General features: G+C 69.5%; 15 protein-coding genes and 1 riboswitch. Of the genes, 14 read left to right on the top strand and 1 reads right to left on the bottom strand.

Annotation, left to right across the window (positions count from 1 at the left end; genetic code table 11):
• Positions 1-124: 124 nt before the first annotated feature.
• Positions 125-223: riboswitch (glycine riboswitch) on the top strand.
• A gap of 179 nt (positions 224-402) precedes the next feature.
• The 4 genes from gcvT (at position 403) to ACIBAG_RS29080 (ending at position 4,799) form a co-directional block, all read left to right on the top strand.
• A complete protein-coding gene (gene gcvT / locus ACIBAG_RS29095) occupies positions 403-1,524 on the top strand; it encodes a glycine cleavage system aminomethyltransferase GcvT (RefSeq protein ID WP_399108978.1) in 1,122 nt (373 codons plus the stop codon).
• 142 nt (positions 1,525-1,666) lie between these two features.
• The gene (gene gcvH, locus ACIBAG_RS29090) at positions 1,667-2,044 is read left to right on the top strand and encodes a glycine cleavage system protein GcvH (protein ID WP_031485417.1); all 378 of its coding nucleotides are present in this window, start codon (positions 1,667-1,669) and stop codon (positions 2,042-2,044) included.
• A 15-nt stretch (positions 2,045-2,059) separates the two neighbouring features.
• Positions 2,060-3,340, top strand: a complete 1,281-nt coding sequence (gene glyA / locus ACIBAG_RS29085; protein ID WP_399108976.1) for a serine hydroxymethyltransferase — start codon at positions 2,060-2,062, stop codon at positions 3,338-3,340.
• Positions 3,341-3,431: 91 nt separating this feature from the next.
• Positions 3,432-4,799 carry an L-serine ammonia-lyase gene (locus ACIBAG_RS29080; RefSeq protein WP_399108974.1) on the top strand — a complete coding sequence of 456 codons (1,368 nt, stop codon included), beginning with the start codon at positions 3,432-3,434 and terminating at the stop codon, positions 4,797-4,799.
• A 160-nt stretch (positions 4,800-4,959) separates the two neighbouring features.
• Here ACIBAG_RS29080 and ACIBAG_RS29075 read toward each other — a convergent pair whose 3' ends face one another.
• Positions 4,960-6,168 (bottom strand): GNAT family N-acetyltransferase, encoded by a 1,209-nt coding sequence (locus ACIBAG_RS29075; protein WP_399108973.1) that lies wholly within the window; start codon positions 6,166-6,168, stop codon positions 4,960-4,962.
• 306 nt (positions 6,169-6,474) lie between these two features.
• Here ACIBAG_RS29075 and ACIBAG_RS29070 point away from each other — a divergent pair, with 306 nt between their 5' ends.
• From ACIBAG_RS29070 to ACIBAG_RS29025, 10 genes are all read left to right on the top strand, one after another.
• Positions 6,475-7,236, top strand: coding sequence for a 4'-phosphopantetheinyl transferase family protein (locus ACIBAG_RS29070; RefSeq protein ID WP_399108971.1), 762 nt, complete (start codon positions 6,475-6,477; stop codon positions 7,234-7,236).
• Positions 7,233-7,883: a hypothetical protein gene (locus ACIBAG_RS29065; RefSeq protein ID WP_399108969.1), complete on the top strand. Its 651-nt coding sequence runs from the start codon at positions 7,233-7,235 to the stop codon at positions 7,881-7,883. Before ACIBAG_RS29070 ends, ACIBAG_RS29065 begins: the two co-directional genes overlap by 4 nt.
• 219 nt (positions 7,884-8,102) lie before the next feature.
• Complete coding sequence (locus tag ACIBAG_RS29060) at positions 8,103-8,243, top strand: hypothetical protein (protein WP_399108968.1); 141 nt, start codon at positions 8,103-8,105, stop codon at positions 8,241-8,243.
• The gene (locus ACIBAG_RS29055; protein ID WP_399108966.1) at positions 8,243-8,986 is read left to right on the top strand and encodes a thioesterase II family protein; all 744 of its coding nucleotides are present in this window, start codon (positions 8,243-8,245) and stop codon (positions 8,984-8,986) included. The genes ACIBAG_RS29060 and ACIBAG_RS29055 overlap by 1 nt, the downstream gene beginning before the upstream one ends.
• A 199-nt stretch (positions 8,987-9,185) precedes the next feature.
• A complete protein-coding gene (locus tag ACIBAG_RS29050) occupies positions 9,186-9,752 on the top strand; it encodes a DedA family protein (RefSeq protein ID WP_399108964.1) in 567 nt (188 codons plus the stop codon).
• A gap of 119 nt (positions 9,753-9,871) precedes the next feature.
• Positions 9,872-10,195, top strand: coding sequence for an ArsR/SmtB family transcription factor (locus ACIBAG_RS29045; protein WP_399108962.1), 324 nt, complete (start codon positions 9,872-9,874; stop codon positions 10,193-10,195).
• The gene (locus ACIBAG_RS29040; RefSeq protein WP_399108961.1) at positions 10,192-10,461 is read left to right on the top strand and encodes a hypothetical protein; all 270 of its coding nucleotides are present in this window, start codon (positions 10,192-10,194) and stop codon (positions 10,459-10,461) included. The genes ACIBAG_RS29045 and ACIBAG_RS29040 overlap by 4 nt, the downstream gene beginning before the upstream one ends.
• 117 nt (positions 10,462-10,578) lie before the next feature.
• The gene (locus ACIBAG_RS29035; protein WP_399108960.1) at positions 10,579-12,918 is read left to right on the top strand and encodes an MMPL family transporter; all 2,340 of its coding nucleotides are present in this window, start codon (positions 10,579-10,581) and stop codon (positions 12,916-12,918) included.
• A gap of 189 nt (positions 12,919-13,107) precedes the next feature.
• A complete protein-coding gene (locus tag ACIBAG_RS29030) occupies positions 13,108-13,326 on the top strand; it encodes an MbtH family protein (RefSeq protein ID WP_399108958.1) in 219 nt (72 codons plus the stop codon).
• A 96-nt stretch (positions 13,327-13,422) separates the two neighbouring features.
• The coding region (locus ACIBAG_RS29025; protein ID WP_399108956.1) for a condensation domain-containing protein at positions 13,423-15,053 on the top strand (1,631 nt) is incomplete at its 3' end.

The raw sequence follows: 15,053 nt of genomic DNA, 5'->3' as shown, positions 1-15,053 counted from the left end.
AGAAGGTAATGGATGATCTCTCGCATTTTCGTTCGCTTACTGCCACAAGCCGGTTACAGACACAGCCCTGCCGAAGACGAGCCCGGCGTGCAATGATGTGCGCGCCAACTGCATACCGGCCGTTTGAATCCGCGCGGGAGAGTCCTCAGCAGTCCATCGCTGGGGCGCCGAAGGAGCAAGTCCCTCCCTTGAATCTCTCAGGCCCCGTTACCGCGCGGGCGAGGCACATCTGAAAAGCGGGCCGCCCCCTCTCTGCGAGCTCTTCGAGAAGCGGTGCGACCCCACCCAAGGTGCAAGCCGTGATCGTCCCTGTGGCGGTCCTGGCGAACCTCTCAGGTTCCGATGACAGATGGGGAGGAACGACCTCGCCCGAGATGTCTTGCCCTTGGAGACGACCGACCGATGAGCAGTACAGGAGAACTCCGTCACACCGCGCTCGATGCCCTGCATCGCTCGCTCGGCGCGACGATGACCGACTTCGCCGGCTGGGACATGCCGCTTCGCTACGGCTCCGAGCGCGACGAGCACAACGCCGTGCGCACCAAGGCCGGACTGTTCGACCTCTCGCACATGGGCGAGATCACGGTGACGGGCCCGGACGCGGCCCGGCTGCTGAACTACGCCCTCGTCGGCAACATCGCCTCCGTCGGTGTCGGCCGCGCCCGCTACACCATGATCTGCCAGGCCGACGGCGGCATCCTCGACGACCTGATCGTCTACCGGCTCGCCGAGACCGAGTACATGGTCGTCGCCAACGCCTCCAACGCCCAGATCGTGCTGGACGCGCTGGTGGAGCGTTCCGCCGGCTTCGACGCCGAGGTCCGCGACGACCGGGACGCCTACGCGCTGATCGCCGTCCAGGGCCCCGAGTCCCCCGGCATCCTGAAGTCCCTCACCGACGCCGACCTGGACGGGCTGAAGTACTACGCCGGTCTGCCCGGCACCGTCGCCGGCGTCCCCGCCCTCATCGCCCGCACCGGCTACACCGGCGAGGACGGCTTCGAGCTGTTCGTGAAGCCGGAGCACGCCGTCGAGCTGTGGCAGGCGCTGACCAAGGCGGGCGAGGGCGTCGGTCTGGTGCCGTGCGGTCTGTCCTGCCGGGACACGCTGCGCCTGGAGGCGGGCATGCCGCTGTACGGCCATGAGCTCTCCACCTCCCTCACTCCCTTCGACGCCGGGCTCGGCCGGGTGGTGAAGTTCGAGAAGGAGGGCGACTTCGTCGGGCGTACGGCGCTGCAGGAGGCCGCCACCCGGGCCACCGAGAACCCGCCCCGCGTCCTCGTCGGCCTGGTCGCCGAGGGCCGCCGTGTCCCGCGTGCCGGGATGGCGGTCGTCGCCGGCGGCGAGGTGATCGGCGAGGTCACCTCCGGCGCGCCCTCGCCCACGCTGGGCAAGCCGATCGCGATGGCGTACGTCGACGCGGCGCACTCGGCGCCGGGCACGGCCGGGGTCGGCGTGGACATCCGCGGCAGCCACGAGCCGTACGAGGTCGTGGCGCTGCCGTTCTACAAGCGGCAGAAGTAACACTCGAAGCGGCGGATCCAGCGCCGGAAAGACAGACTGACAGCGGCGCGTGCGTGACCCTGCGCACATTTCCGCTGCTCACACACGTTCTCAGCAGTCCCCCACTCATCACCACTCCCGCGCGTACAGGAGAATTCAGGCCATGAGCAACCCCCAGCAGCTGCGCTACAGCAAGGAGCACGAGTGGCTGTCGACCGCCGAGGACGGCGTCGCGACGGTCGGCATCACCGAGTTCGCGGCCAACGCGCTCGGCGATGTCGTCTACGCCCAGCTCCCCGAGGTCGGCTCGACCGTGACCGCGGGTGACACCTGCGGCGAGCTGGAGTCGACCAAGTCCGTCTCCGACCTGTACTCCCCGGTCACCGGCGAGGTCACCGAGATCAACGAGGACGTGGTGAACGACCCGGCGCTGGTGAACTCCGCCCCCTTCGAGGGCGGCTGGCTGTTCAAGGTACGCGTCACGGAGGAGCCGGCCGACCTGCTCTCCGCGGACGAGTACGCCGCCCACACCGCCGGCTGAGGAGTCGTACCCCATATGTCTGCCACATCCGACAAGTCGCTTCTGAACACGTCCCTGCACGAGCTCGACCCGGCCGTCGCCGCCGCGGTCGACGCCGAGCTGGAGCGTCAGCAGTCCACCCTGGAGATGATCGCCTCCGAGAACTTCGCGCCGGTCGCGGTCATGGAGGCGCAGGGCTCGGTCCTGACCAACAAGTACGCCGAGGGCTACCCGGGCCGCCGCTACTACGGCGGCTGTGAGCACGTCGACGTCGCCGAGCAGATCGCCATCGACCGGGTCAAGGAGCTGTTCGGCGCCGAGTACGCCAACGTCCAGCCGCACTCCGGCGCCTCCGCCAACCAGGCCGCCCTGTTCGCCCTCGCCCAGCCCGGGGACACCATCCTCGGCCTGGACCTCGCGCACGGCGGCCATCTCACCCACGGGATGCGGCTGAACTTCTCGGGCAAGCAGTTCAACGTGGTCCCGTACCACGTGGACGACTCCGGTCTGGTCGACATGGCCGAGGTCGAGCGCCTGGCCAAGGAGCACCGGCCGAAGGTGATCATCGCGGGGTGGTCGGCGTACCCGCGGCAGCTGGACTTCGCGGAGTTCCGGCGGATCGCCGACGAGGTCGAGGCGTACCTGTGGGTGGACATGGCGCACTTCGCCGGGCTGGTCGCGGCCGGGCTGCACCCCAACCCGGTCCAGTACGCCGATGTCGTCACCTCCACCACGCACAAGACCCTCGGCGGCCCGCGCGGCGGCATCATCCTCGCGAAGAAGGACTTCGCGAAGAAGCTGAACTCCTCGGTCTTCCCCGGTTTCCAGGGCGGCCCGCTGGAGCATGTGATCGCGGCCAAGGCGGTCTCCTTCAAGGTCGCCGCGTCGGAGGAGTTCAAGGAGCGCCAGCGCCGTACGGTGGAGGGCGCGAAGATCCTCGCCGAGCGGCTGACCGCGGCCGACGCCCGTGAGGCGGGGGTGAACGTACTGTCCGGCGGTACGGACGTGCACCTGATCCTGGTCGACCTGCGCGAGTCCGAGCTGGACGGGCAGCAGGCCGAGGACCGTCTCCACGAGGTCGGCATCACGGTGAACCGCAACGCCGTCCCCAACGACCCGCGTCCGCCGATGGTGACGTCCGGTCTGCGCATCGGCACCCCGGCGCTGGCCACGCGCGGCTTCACCGCCGAGGACTTCACCGAGGTCGCGGACGTCATCGCCGAGACGCTCAAGCCGTCGTACGACGCGCAGGCACTGAAGGCCCGGGTCAAGGCCCTCGCCGACAAGCACCCGCTGTACCCCGGTCTGAACAAGTAGTTCCTTTTTGTGGGGTGTCCCGCACACTGGTCAGTGAGCGAGCGGGGCACCCCGCAGAACCTTCTGCACCACCCCGTATTGAGGAGTCCCCGTGGCCATCTCGGTCTTCGACCTGTTCTCGATCGGCATCGGCCCGTCGAGCTCCCACACGGTCGGCCCGATGCGAGCGGCTCGTATGTTCGCCCGTCGGCTGCGCAACGAGGACCTGCTGTCCTCCGTCGCGTCGGTACGGTCCGAGCTGTACGGCTCGCTCGGCGCGACCGGCCATGGCCACGGCACCCCGAAGGCGGTGCTGCTGGGCCTGGAGGGCTCATCGCCGCGGACGGTGGACGTGGAGACGGCGGACGAGCGGGTCGAGGCGATCAAGTCGTCGGGCCGGCTCCGGCTGCTCGGCGAGCAGGAGATCGCGTTCTCCTTCGACGACGACATGGTGCTGCACCGTCGTAAGGCCCTGCCGTACCACGCCAACGGCATGACGCTGTGGGCGTACGACGCCTCCGGGACGGAGCTGCTGTCCAAGACGTACTACTCGGTGGGCGGCGGCTTCGTCGTCGACGAGGAGGCGGTCGGCGCGGACCGCATCAAGCTGGACGACACGGTGCTGAAGTACCCGTTCCGCACGGGCGACGAGCTGCTGCGCCTGACGCGGGAGACGGGCCTGTCGATCTCGTCGCTGATGCTGGAGAACGAGCGGGCCTGGCGCACGGAGGACGAGATCCGCGCGGGCCTGCTGGAGATCTGGCAGGTGATGCGGGAGTGCGTGGCACGGGGGATGTCGCGCGAGGGCATCCTGCCGGGCGGCCTGAAGGTCCGCCGCCGGGCGGCGAACACGGCCCGCAAGCTGCGCTCCGAGGGTGACGCGAAGGCTCTCGCCATGGAGTGGATCACGCTCTACGCGATGGCCGTGAACGAGGAGAACGCCGCGGGCGGCCGGGTCGTCACCGCCCCGACCAACGGCGCGGCCGGCATCATCCCCGCCGTCCTGCACTACTACATCAACTTCGTGCCGGGCGCGGACGAGGACGGCGTGGTCCGCTTCCTGCTGGCCGCCGGCGCCATCGGCATGCTCTTCAAGGAGAACGCCTCCATCTCCGGCGCCGAGGTCGGCTGCCAGGGCGAGGTGGGCTCGGCCTGCTCGATGGCGGCGGGCGCGCTGGCGGAGGTGCTCGGCGGCAGCCCCGAACAGGTCGAGAACGCGGCCGAGATCGGCATGGAGCACAACCTCGGCCTCACCTGCGACCCGGTCGGCGGCCTCGTCCAGATCCCCTGCATCGAGCGCAACGGCATGGCCGCGGTGAAGGCGGTCACGGCGGCGCGGATGGCGATGCGGGGGGACGGCTCGCACAAGGTGTCCCTGGACAAGGTCATCAAGACCATGAAGGACACGGGTGCGGACATGAGCGTGAAGTACAAGGAGACGGCTCGGGGCGGGCTGGCGGTCAACATCATCGAGTGCTGAGGGACGGGCCCTGTCCAGGGGGTTCGTGTCTTGCGGGCGGGGCGCGCCCCGCGCCGTCCGCGCCTGGTGGCTGCCGAAACGGCTCGGCAAGGTGCTGCCCCCACCCGGAAGACACCCTGCCTGGGCGCCAGTCCGAGCTGCGCGGCGAAGGTGCGGTGCGTCAGAACGTCGTTCCGCAGAACGCTGCCTTGTCCGTGCCGAACAGGCGGTCCGCATTCGGTAGGGCCTTGGTGTCGGTCACCCTCAGCAGTCCGATTGCCGCCAGAGTCGTGAAGCTCATGCCGCCGAGGTAGACCATGGCCAACGCATCGACGCTCAGGGTGAGTTGAGGCTGATCCGACGTCGGTTCCACGCCGTCGGGCGCGATACGGAAGCTTCCGGAGTTGGCGGGCAGGAAGTCGTCGGTGATCTGCAGGACGAATGGGTCGCCGTCGCGGTAGGAGCGCGCGTCGAGTGCCTTGGGTACGTCGACCAGTCGCAGCCACAGGTCGTCGTTGAGGGAGTGGGTGCGGCAGGCCCTCCAGTCCACCAGCATTCCCTCCACCAGCTCGTCGGTCGGTCGGCGGCGTGCGCACACCTCCTCGACCAGGTCTACGCCCAGCAGGAAGCGCCACAGGCCGGCGACGGCCTCCGGGTTCGCCGCGTGAAAGTCCGTGACCATCAGGGTGACCCGGGCACCGGAGTCCCCGCTGCGCATCGCCTGGTACACGGCGAAGCCGTCGTCACCGTCCGGCCCCGAGTGGACCGCGACCACGGCGCCCTTGCCCGAGTGCACCAGCGGCTCCCACTTGGCCTTCCACCAGCTCGCGGAACGCTGGATCACGCCGGGCCGGTAGGGGCCGAGCCGCTCGTACAGCCGGGGCAGCAGGCCGATGGACGCCTCGCCGTCGATCAGCCGCACCTCGCCTCCGGCGGGCACCTCGGGCCGCAGCCGGGCTTCGTGCGGGTACAGACGTACCGCGCGGGTCGTGCTGCCGACGCCGTGGCCGAAGCGGCCGTAGATCGTCGCCTCGCTCACCCGGCTGCCGACCACGGCGAAGCCCTGTTCCGCGGCCAGGTCCAGGCTTTCGCGCTGCAGCCGGGTGAAGATTCCACGCCGGGTGCGGTCGCCGCGTACGGCGATTCCGGTCGCGGCGGCCATGGGCACGGTCGATCCGCCGGGCAGCGCGAGTCGTGAGCGCAGGAGGAATGTCGTGCCGACCAGATCTCCGCCGAGGAACGCGCCCAATGCCAGCCCGGGCTCGTGGAGATCCTGCGCGTACGCCCATTCGCGGTCGGAGATCGGGGAGGTGTGGTGCGCCGCTCTCGCCAGGTCCTGCGCGGCGCGGTGCTCTGACTTGGTGAGGACTCGGACATCGACGTCGGCCATGAGCCGCCTCCCTTGTATGTCGACCCTGCTCCGTATGTGTCGCTGCTCCGCTTGAGACGGCACGCTGCGGAACTCTCCGGTCGCCCGCTATACGGCCTCTATACGCGCAGCCCTTCCGTCGCCCCGGCCCTGGTGACGGGTCGACGGGCCGTATAGCCCGGATATAGCCGTGCGGTTCAGAGTGAGGGACGCCGTTACCGCGGGCCGTCGCGGCATGGACGGGACAGTCGTCGCGGGCACTGGCTTCCACTCCCTCTCTCCCATGGAGTCGGCCGTGCGCCCTCCGTCTATCGAAGTGACCGGACTATGAATCACATCCGCGGCCGTCTCGCCGTGACCGGCGCGGTCCACATCTGGCACGGCCGTGTTCCGGACGAACTCGACCCGGGCGACCTGGCCCTGCTCGACGACGAGGAACTCCGCCTCGCGCGCGGTAGACGCCCTCCCTACCAGGCCCACTACGCGGGCGTGCACGCCTTGGTGCGGCGCCTGCTCGCGGACCACTACCTCGGCGGGCCGCCCGGCGCGATCCGGTTCGGTCGGCACAGCTGCCCGGGCTGCGGGGACCGGAGCCACGGCCGGCCCCGGATCACCCGGCCCGCCACTGGTCTGGAGTTCAGCCTCTCGCGGTCGGGCCCGCACTGGGCGCTGGCCGTCACCGCCGCGGGAAGCGTGGGCATCGACGTCGAGAGCAGGCGGGACTTCGCCGCGGAAGGTGTGTCCGAGCTGGCGTTGTCCCACCCCGAACTGGCCCGGATGCGGGCGTTGGAGCGCGAGGAGGACCGACGGGAGTTCTTCCTGCGGTCCTGGACGCGGAAGGAAGCCGTACTCAAGGCCGTCGGCATCGGCATCGTCACCGACCTGCGCGGTCTGGACGTACTGGCCGACGACGCGGATTCGGCGGTCGTCGGGCATGCCGGGCCCGGGCCTCGCGACAGCTGGCTGGTCGAGGAGGTGGACCTGGGTCCGGACCTGGTCGCCGCGCTGGCCCGAGGGGCGGGGCGCGACGCCGGCCCCGTCGTCCTGCGCGCCATCGGCGAAGTGCGGAAGGGGACGCTCACCGCATGACCCTCAGCGCACCCGTCGAAGCAGGGGGCCGCACCGGTCTCGTCGGCCATCTCGAGGAGCACCGCGCCGAGTTGCGCGCGCTTCTCCCGGGTCGGGACGCACTGCTGTCGGCGTGCGGGGCAGCGCCCAGGGAATGCGGTGGTTCAAGGAGCCGTACGGCCTTCTCGGCGGCGGCACTGCGACTGGACGCGGGAATCATCCCCTGCTGTCCCGAGGACCTGCAGACCGACACCGCCGAGAGTTCCCAGGACACCGGTCAAGTGCTCGGGGGCTTGCTGGACTTCGCCGTCGCCCGCATCGGCGGCCCACGGCGGAAGCTCGCCGAATGGGCCGCCGGCGGGCAGTCGGCCGTGGTGAACGCCGTGAACGCCGTGAACGCCGAGGAGCGTCCCACCCGGGCGCCCGCCGACCTGGGCGCGCCGCGGAGCGGATTCGGCCGGCTCGACGGCCTGCGGACATTCTGCGTCGGAGAGGGCGGCAACACCGCAGCGTTCCTGGCCGGATGTGAGGTGCGGTGCCGTTCAGCCCCTCCGAGCCGGGGGCGATGGGGCTGCCCGCGCGCCGGTCGGGTGAGGCCGGTTGGAGCATGGGGAAGCGCGCAGCTGCGAGGCAGGGGATGCCGTGCCGGCCCCGCGACGTCGGCATGATCCGAACGACAGGACCCAGGGCGAGGAGCCACGCCCGGCGCGCGGCGGGGTGCTCGTCGAGCGGCACGGCATGACGGAGCCGCCGGGCGAGGCCCACGTCAGCTCCGACACGCGAAGGGCCGACCCAGGCTCCGCCAGACCGTTCGCCGGCCGGCGAGCGGTCTTCCGTCCGTTCCGGGTGACCGCGCCGCTGCGAAAGCGAGCCCGAAGGAGGTCTTCATGCAACACCTGCCGGCCCTCAGCGGCGCCGCGGTGCGCGCGGACGTGCTCGACGGTCCCGTGAGCATCGCTTTCGCGCAGGCGAAGAACAGGTCGTACGGCGCGACGGCCGTACCCGAGTGGTGCAGGAGCGCACGATGATGACGCGGTTCCCATTCCGGCGATTCCAGCCGCGTCCCCGGGCGCGGACGCGGCTGTACTGCTTCCCGCACGCGGGGGGAGCGGCGAGTACCTTTCACGGCTGGCCGCGGGTGCTCCCGGAGACGGTCGAAGTGATCGCCGTCCAGTACCCGGGGCGGCAGGACCGCTACCAGGACGCTCTGCCCGACTCCATACCGGAGTTGGCTGAGGAGATCGTCCGGAACCTCGAGACGCCCTTCGACCGTCCCACGGCGTTCTTCGGGCACAGCATGGGGGCCATGGTGGCCTTCGAGACGGCCCGCCGGCTCCAGCCTCGCTTCCCCTCCCCGCTGGCCGCGTTGTTCGTCTCCGCGTGCAAGGCGCCTGCCGAACGCGAGCCCAGGGGGCTGTCGTTCGAGGAGGACGAGCTGCGGGCCTACCTCCACGAGCTCGGCGGAGAGGGCGCGCGTGCGCTGGAGGCGGACAAAGAGCTGTGGCAGCTCGCCTATCCGGTGCTCTCCGGAGATCTACGCATGATCGACAAGTACGAGTACGCCGCCGGCGCTCCGCTGACCTGCCCGCTGATCGCCCTGGGAGGTGACAAGGACCCGTCGGTCACGCCCGCCGACCTTGAGCTGTGGCGGGACTACGCCATCGGCGGCGCCGAGCTGCACGTGGTCGACGGCGGGCACTTCTACTTCGATGATTCGCTGCCCCGGCTCGCTGAGATCCTTGCCGCGAGGATGGGCCAACTTCCCGTGTGATCCGTCGAGTTGGGCAGGGATGGCGGGTTCCGGACGGCTCCCCCTGGACAGCCCTGAGGCCATCCGCCCGCAACCCCTAAGGGTTGACTCTCAGATTCCCCTGGTCCCACCCGACGGCGGTTGATACGCGGCTTGGCACCTGCCAAAGTTTCTCTGCAGGTGCCAGCAGGCACCCGACAGACGAAGGGAGTTGGTGGCCATGGCCGGCGCGCATTGGATGTATGCGCTCCTCGTCCTCGTCACCATGCCGCCCATGGTGCCGAACTCCGCGTTACTGACGGGTGCGGGCGCCCTGGCCGCGACGGGCGACCTCAGCCTCGCACCCCTGGCGATCATCCTGCTGACCAGCGCGGTCCTCGGGGACCTCGGGGTCTTCTGGCTGGGCCGCAGGTCACGCGGTCGCACACTGTCCTGGCTGACGCGGGACGCCCGGCGTCGCTCGACCCTGGACTGGGCGTCGCGCCGGATCCAGCGATACGGCGTTCCCTCGGTGATCGCGATGCGCTTCGTGCCCACCGGGCGGGGCATGGGCGGGCTGGCCGCCGGGATCGTGGATTACCCGGTCCGCAAGTACCTGATCGGTGCGGGCATCGCCGAGGCCGTGTTCCTCTCCTACACCATCGGGCTCGGCTACCTGGGCGGCCGGGCACTTCCGGACGACGTCCCTCCGTTTCTCATCGGACCCGCGATCTCGTTACTCGTCGCGGGCAGCGTCGTAGCCGCGCAGCGAGGGTTCGGCATGCGCTCCAACAGCCCTGTCTCATGAGCGAGTTGGCGGTGGATCCGATTGATCGGCATGACTGGAAACCCCCTCATGCACCTGCTAACGTCTCTTGGCATGTTCGGTGTGTCACTGTGAGAACCTCCTTCCGCGACGGAGACGACATGGTGCACGTGTTGGCCACCCTGGCCAATCCGCACCGCCTTCGGGTCGTGGCCGCCCTGTCGCGTCGACGCAACTACGTGAGCCAGCTGGCCCGCGAGTTGGGGATCAGCCGCGCCCTGCTCCAGGCCCACCTGAGGAAGCTCGAAGCCGCCGGCCTCGTCTCGGCCCATCTTGAGATATCGAGCGACGGAAAGGCCATGAAGTTCTACGAGGTGACTCCTTTCACCTTCGACCTCACACCGGAATCCATCGCGGCCGCAGTGCTGACGCTCAGCCCACAAGACGCCGTCCAGCCGGACAGTGAGAAAGGATCCCCGTCATGAACTCCCGAGGCTGGCAGGAAGTCATCGGAGCAGTCGGCATTTTCGGCATGGTCATCGTGATCGTCACGATCGTCGTCTGGAACATGGCCGCCACCTGGCGCGCCAGAGCCATCCTGGCCCGGGACTACGAATACCGGACCCTCGCCGAGAAGGCGAACCAGAACCAGGACGCCATCGAGCAGAAGCTGACCGACATCAACGAGCATCTCGCCGATCTTCGTGCCCGTGTGCATTCGGTCGAACGCGTACTCAAGGAGATCGAGTGACGGGATGACGGAACCGGGTCGTCAAGCGGCAACTTGACGACCCGGCAGAGAAAGAAGTGACACCTCGCCGATGGCGAGTCTTCAGCGCAACACCCCTTTCGGGAAGGACCTTAGTTCATGTCGCCCACGCGCAAACCATCGAGTACGCAGAGTGACCGGACGGTCACCGGGTCACCGGACCGCGAAGCATCGCAGATCCGTGCAAGCGGTGACTTATCTGCCGATGCAGGTCAGGGCGCGTTCATCGAGCGGATCGCCGGCTGGTCGATACGGCATCGCGCGCTGGCGATCGGCGGTTGGCTGGCCCTGGTCGTCGTGGCGCTCCTCGCCAGCGCCGTACTCTCCGGGTCCAGTGCCAGCACGGACGATCCGGGTGAGTCCGGTGCCGTCAAGCGGGTGCTGCGCGAGCAGAAGAACTATGAGCCGATCCTGGAGAACGTCCTCATCCAGCCCCGCGAGGCCGGCGGCGGGAAGTTCATGGACAACCCGGCGCTCGTCAAGGCCACCGAGGACCTGGTGGCCGAGTTCGACAAGCTGCCGGGAGCCGTCGCCGACCTGCGCACCCCGCTCGAGCCGGGCTCGGAACAGCAGATCTCCAAGGACGGCCGCTCCGGTCTGGTCACCTTCTTCGTCGCGGGACCGAACGACAAGATGACCGCGCACTTCGACTCGGTTGTCGCAGCGGTGGACAAGGTCGCCGACCGGAACAAGGACGTACGGGTCGTCCAGGCGGGCGACGTGAGTCTGTCCCGTGCCGTCGACGACGCCGTCAAGAAGGACTTCGCCAGCGCGGAGCGCACCTCGCTGCCGATCACCCTGGTGATCCTGCTCGTCGTCTTCGGTGCCCTGGTCGCGGCGGCGATCCCGCTGCTGCTGGCGGCGACCACCGTCGTGGCCACCTTCAGCCTCATCGCCGTGGTGGAGCGGTGGGTCGCGGTCAACAGCGCCGTCACCTCGATGATCCTGCTCATCGGCATCGCGGTCAGCGTCGACTACTCCCTGTTCTATCTGCGGCGCGAGCGCGAGGAACGGGCCGCCGGACGCAGTGTGGCCGAGTCTTTGCACATCGCCTCCCGCACCTCGGGCCATGTCGTCATCGTCTCCGGCGTGACAGTGATCCTGTGCCTGAGCGGACTGCTTCTCAGCGGCCTCGACGTGTTCCGCGGCCTGACGCTCGGCACCGCCCTCGTGGTGGGCCTGGCGATGATCGCCTCCGTGACCGTGCTGCCGGCCCTGCTCGCCGCCCTCGGCCACCGCGTCGACAAGGGCCGTGTCCCGTGGCTCGGCAAGCGCCGGACGACCGTGGCCGAGTCCCGCGGCTGGCAGAAGCTGGCGCGTGCCGTCGTCAACCGCCCCAAGGTGTGGGGCGGCGCCGCCGTGCTCGCGCTGCTCGTGATGGCGGCACCGGCGCTCGACATGCGCCTCCAGGACGCCGCCGTCGTCAACAGCCTGCCGCGCAGCGCCCCCACGGTCGACGCCGCGATCCGCATGCAGGAGGCCTTCCCCGGCTCCCCGACGCCCGCGAAGGTCGCGGTCTGGGGTGTCGACGGCGGGAGTTCGGACACCCCCCAGGTGAAGGCGGCCGTCGACCGACTCCATCAGCAGATCGCCGACAGTGACGGCCGGCTGGCGGGCCCGATCTCGACGGTGCGGGTCGACGACGTGCTCATGGTGCGCGTTCCGCTGGCGGGCAGCGGCACCGACGAGGTCTCCAACGAAGCGCTGGCGACCCTGCGCGACGTCGCGCTCCCGGCGACCCTCGGCAAGGTCGAGGGCATCGACTACGCGGTCGCCGGCCGGACCGCGTTCGCCGAGGACTTCAAGGACCAGCTCACCTCGCGGGCGGCGCTCGTCGTCGGGTTCGTCCTCGTCCTGGCCTTCGCGCTGCTGCTGATCGTGTTTCGCTCTCTGGCCATCCCGGTGGTCTCGATCGCGCTGAACCTGCTGTCCATGGGGGCCGCGTACGGCGTGCTGACCTGGGTGTTCCAGGACGGCGCCTTCAGCTCGGTACTCGGCTTCACCCCGTACGGGGGCGTGGCCGGCTGGCTGCCGCTGTTCATGTTCGTCGTGCTGTTCGGCCTGAGCATGGACTACCACATCTTCATCCTCAGCCGGATCCGCGAGCGCCGGCTGGCCGGGGCCACCACACGGGAGGCCGTCGTCGGCGGTATCGCCGCCAGTGCGGGCGTCGTCACCAGCGCAGCCGTCATCATGACGGCGGTGTTCACCGTCTTCATCACCCTGTCCGCCATCGAGAACAAGATGATGGGTGTGGGCATGGCCGTGGCCATCCTGATCGACGCGACCATCGTGCGCGGTGTCCTGCTCCCGGCCGCCGTGGCCATGCTCGGCGAACGGGCCTGGACCTTGCCGGGCCGACTGAACCGGCTGCCCGGCACGCGCGAGCAGTCGCGGCCGGCACCCGTGGCCGCCGCCACCGGCGCACGCGCCGACTAGACCCCGGCTCCGCACACCCGCCCGAAGCCCTCCGGCCCGGCACCCGACTTCACTCGGGTCCCGGGCCGGAGGGCTTCTTGGCCGGATAGCTCCGATATAGACGGAGTATCGGGTCGCCGAGAAAACTGATCGATCAGATATGGAATGCCCGAATGCCGTTGGATCGACGGCTTCTTGAAAGGGTCTGACATGGCTGACGAGCAGGATGACGGCCAGATCTACCGCGTCGTGATCAACGATGAGGAGCAGTATTCCATCTGGTGGGCGGACCGCGACCTGCCCGCCGGTTGGCGCGCGGAGGGAACCGAGGGAAAGCGCTCGGAATGCCTCGCGCATATCGGCGAGGTATGGACGGACATGCGTCCGCTGAGTCTGCGTCGTCGCATGGAGCAGGCAGCGCAGAAATGACGCTCTCACTGTTCCGGAACATCTAGAAAAGCCCGACGGGCTATCGGAAAACCCATCGGCCACTCAATAGCGGCGGCAGCGGAAGGACTGGAACAGATGAGCGTCGGGAAGAAGAAGCCGACAGACGTCGACGCCCTTCAGGAGAAGCTCCTCCGCAGGCGACTCGGCGGTGGACGTCCCCGCGGCCGCCGCTCGGCCATCACCCCCGTCGACCGGGCCGGGACACTGCGGCTGTCGTTCGGACAGCAGCAGATGTGGTTCCTCGACCGGCTGGAGCCGGACAGCGCCGAGTATCTGGTCCCGCTCGCCTTCCGGGTGCGGGGCGGACTCGACACCGCCGCGCTGGAGCAAGCGTGGAGCGCGCTGATCGCACGGCACGAAGTGCTGCGCACCCGGTACGCGTTGGCCGACGGGGAGCCGGCCCAGATCATCGACCCGCCCGCGCCCGTGGAGCTGCCCCTGGACCTGGCGCGCGAAGGATCCCCCGACGAACGGGAGCGGCAGGCCGCCGAGTTCGTCACGCGGATGTCGGTGATCCCCTTCGATCTGGAACACGAGTGGCCGGTACGGGCGCGCCTGTTGCGGTTCGCGGACGACGACCACGTACTGAGCGTCGTCATCCACCACATCGCGTTCGACGCGTGGTCCACCCACGTCCTCATGACCGAACTGGGCGCTCTGTACGAGGCGTTCATCGACGGGCGGGAGCCGTCCCTGCCGGCCCTTCCCGTGCAGTACGCGGACTACGCCGCATGGCAGCGCGCGGAGGAGAGCTCCGGGGCCTACGCCCGGCACCTGGACCACTGGCGGGAGCGGCTGGCCGGGATCACCCCGCTCGATCTGCCCACCGACCTGCCCCGTCCCAGCCACCGCCGCCACGAGGGCGCGCACCTGCCCTTCGCGCTGCCCGGCGGGCTCTCCGAGAGAGTCCACGAACTGGCGCGGAAGCACAACGCGGCCCCGTTCGCCGTGCTGCTCCCCGCGTTCCAGGCCCTCCTCGCCCGCTACACCGGCCGGCGTGACATCCCGGTGGGCACGGTCGCCTCCGGCCGCACTCGTCCCGAGCTCCAGGGCCTCATCGGCTACGGCATCAACAACCTGGTCATGCGCGCCCGTTGGGAGGGCGATCCCTCTTTCGCCGAACTGGTCGATCAGGCCCGTGAGACCCTGATCGAGGCCTACGAGCACCAGGCCGTCCCCTTCGCCCGCCTGGTCGACGAGCTCCAGCCGGAACGGGACATGTCCCGCACCCCCCTGTACGACGTGGCGTTCACCCTCCATGAGCGTGGCAGCGAGGGCGCGCACCTGCCCGGGCTCGACATCGAGCCGGTCACGGCGACCGGCGGCGTGGCCAAGTGCGATCTGGAGTTGCAGATCAACGCCGCGGCCGACGGCACGTTCCATGGCCAGCTGGTGTACGCGACCTCGCTCTTCGAGCGGGACACCGTGCAGCGGATGATCGGCCACTTCGTCCGCTTCCTAAAGCAGGTCGCCGAGGACGAGACCCTTCGGCTGTCCCGGGTCCACATCCTCGACGAGGCCGAGTACGCCCTGGCCGCCGGGGCACCCCATGTCGTGGAACCGGTGACGCGGACGGTGCACGAGCTGTTCGAGGAGCAGGCGGCAAGGACTCCGGACGCGGTCGCGGTCATCGCGGACGGCCAGTCCATGACCTACGCCCAGCTCGACACCCGCGCCAACCAACTCGCCCACCGGCTGCGCGAACT

Origin of the sequence: Streptomyces sp. NPDC051243 (genome assembly GCF_044455405.1) — a bacterium.
In the GTDB taxonomy this organism is placed as follows: Bacteria; Actinomycetota; Actinomycetes; order Streptomycetales; family Streptomycetaceae; genus Streptomyces.
The sequence above is the reverse complement of the archived record's forward strand: the minus strand, read 5'-3'. Positions and strand labels throughout refer to the sequence as shown.

What these genes read in the sequence shown, in the direction of transcription:
- gcvT (WP_399108978.1), top strand. Translation starts at nt 403, where the DNA reads ATGAGCAGTACAGGAGAACTCCGTCACACCGCGCTCGATGCCCTGCAT.
- gcvH (WP_031485417.1), top strand. Translation starts at nt 1,667, where the DNA reads ATGAGCAACCCCCAGCAGCTGCGCTACAGCAAGGAGCACGAGTGGCTG.
- glyA (WP_399108976.1), top strand. Translation starts at nt 2,060, where the DNA reads ATGTCTGCCACATCCGACAAGTCGCTTCTGAACACGTCCCTGCACGAG.
- ACIBAG_RS29075 (WP_399108973.1), bottom strand. Translation starts at nt 6,168, where the DNA reads ATGGCCGACGTCGATGTCCGAGTCCTCACCAAGTCAGAGCACCGCGCC.
- ACIBAG_RS29070 (WP_399108971.1), top strand. Translation starts at nt 6,475, where the DNA reads ATGAATCACATCCGCGGCCGTCTCGCCGTGACCGGCGCGGTCCACATC.
- ACIBAG_RS29065 (WP_399108969.1), top strand. Translation starts at nt 7,233, where the DNA reads ATGACCCTCAGCGCACCCGTCGAAGCAGGGGGCCGCACCGGTCTCGTC.
- ACIBAG_RS29060 (WP_399108968.1), top strand. Translation starts at nt 8,103, where the DNA reads ATGCAACACCTGCCGGCCCTCAGCGGCGCCGCGGTGCGCGCGGACGTG.
- ACIBAG_RS29055 (WP_399108966.1), top strand. Translation starts at nt 8,243, where the DNA reads ATGACGCGGTTCCCATTCCGGCGATTCCAGCCGCGTCCCCGGGCGCGG.
- ACIBAG_RS29050 (WP_399108964.1), top strand. Translation starts at nt 9,186, where the DNA reads ATGGCCGGCGCGCATTGGATGTATGCGCTCCTCGTCCTCGTCACCATG.
- ACIBAG_RS29045 (WP_399108962.1), top strand. Translation starts at nt 9,872, where the DNA reads ATGGTGCACGTGTTGGCCACCCTGGCCAATCCGCACCGCCTTCGGGTC.
- ACIBAG_RS29040 (WP_399108961.1), top strand. Translation starts at nt 10,192, where the DNA reads ATGAACTCCCGAGGCTGGCAGGAAGTCATCGGAGCAGTCGGCATTTTC.
- ACIBAG_RS29035 (WP_399108960.1), top strand. Translation starts at nt 10,579, where the DNA reads ATGTCGCCCACGCGCAAACCATCGAGTACGCAGAGTGACCGGACGGTC.
- ACIBAG_RS29030 (WP_399108958.1), top strand. Translation starts at nt 13,108, where the DNA reads ATGGCTGACGAGCAGGATGACGGCCAGATCTACCGCGTCGTGATCAAC.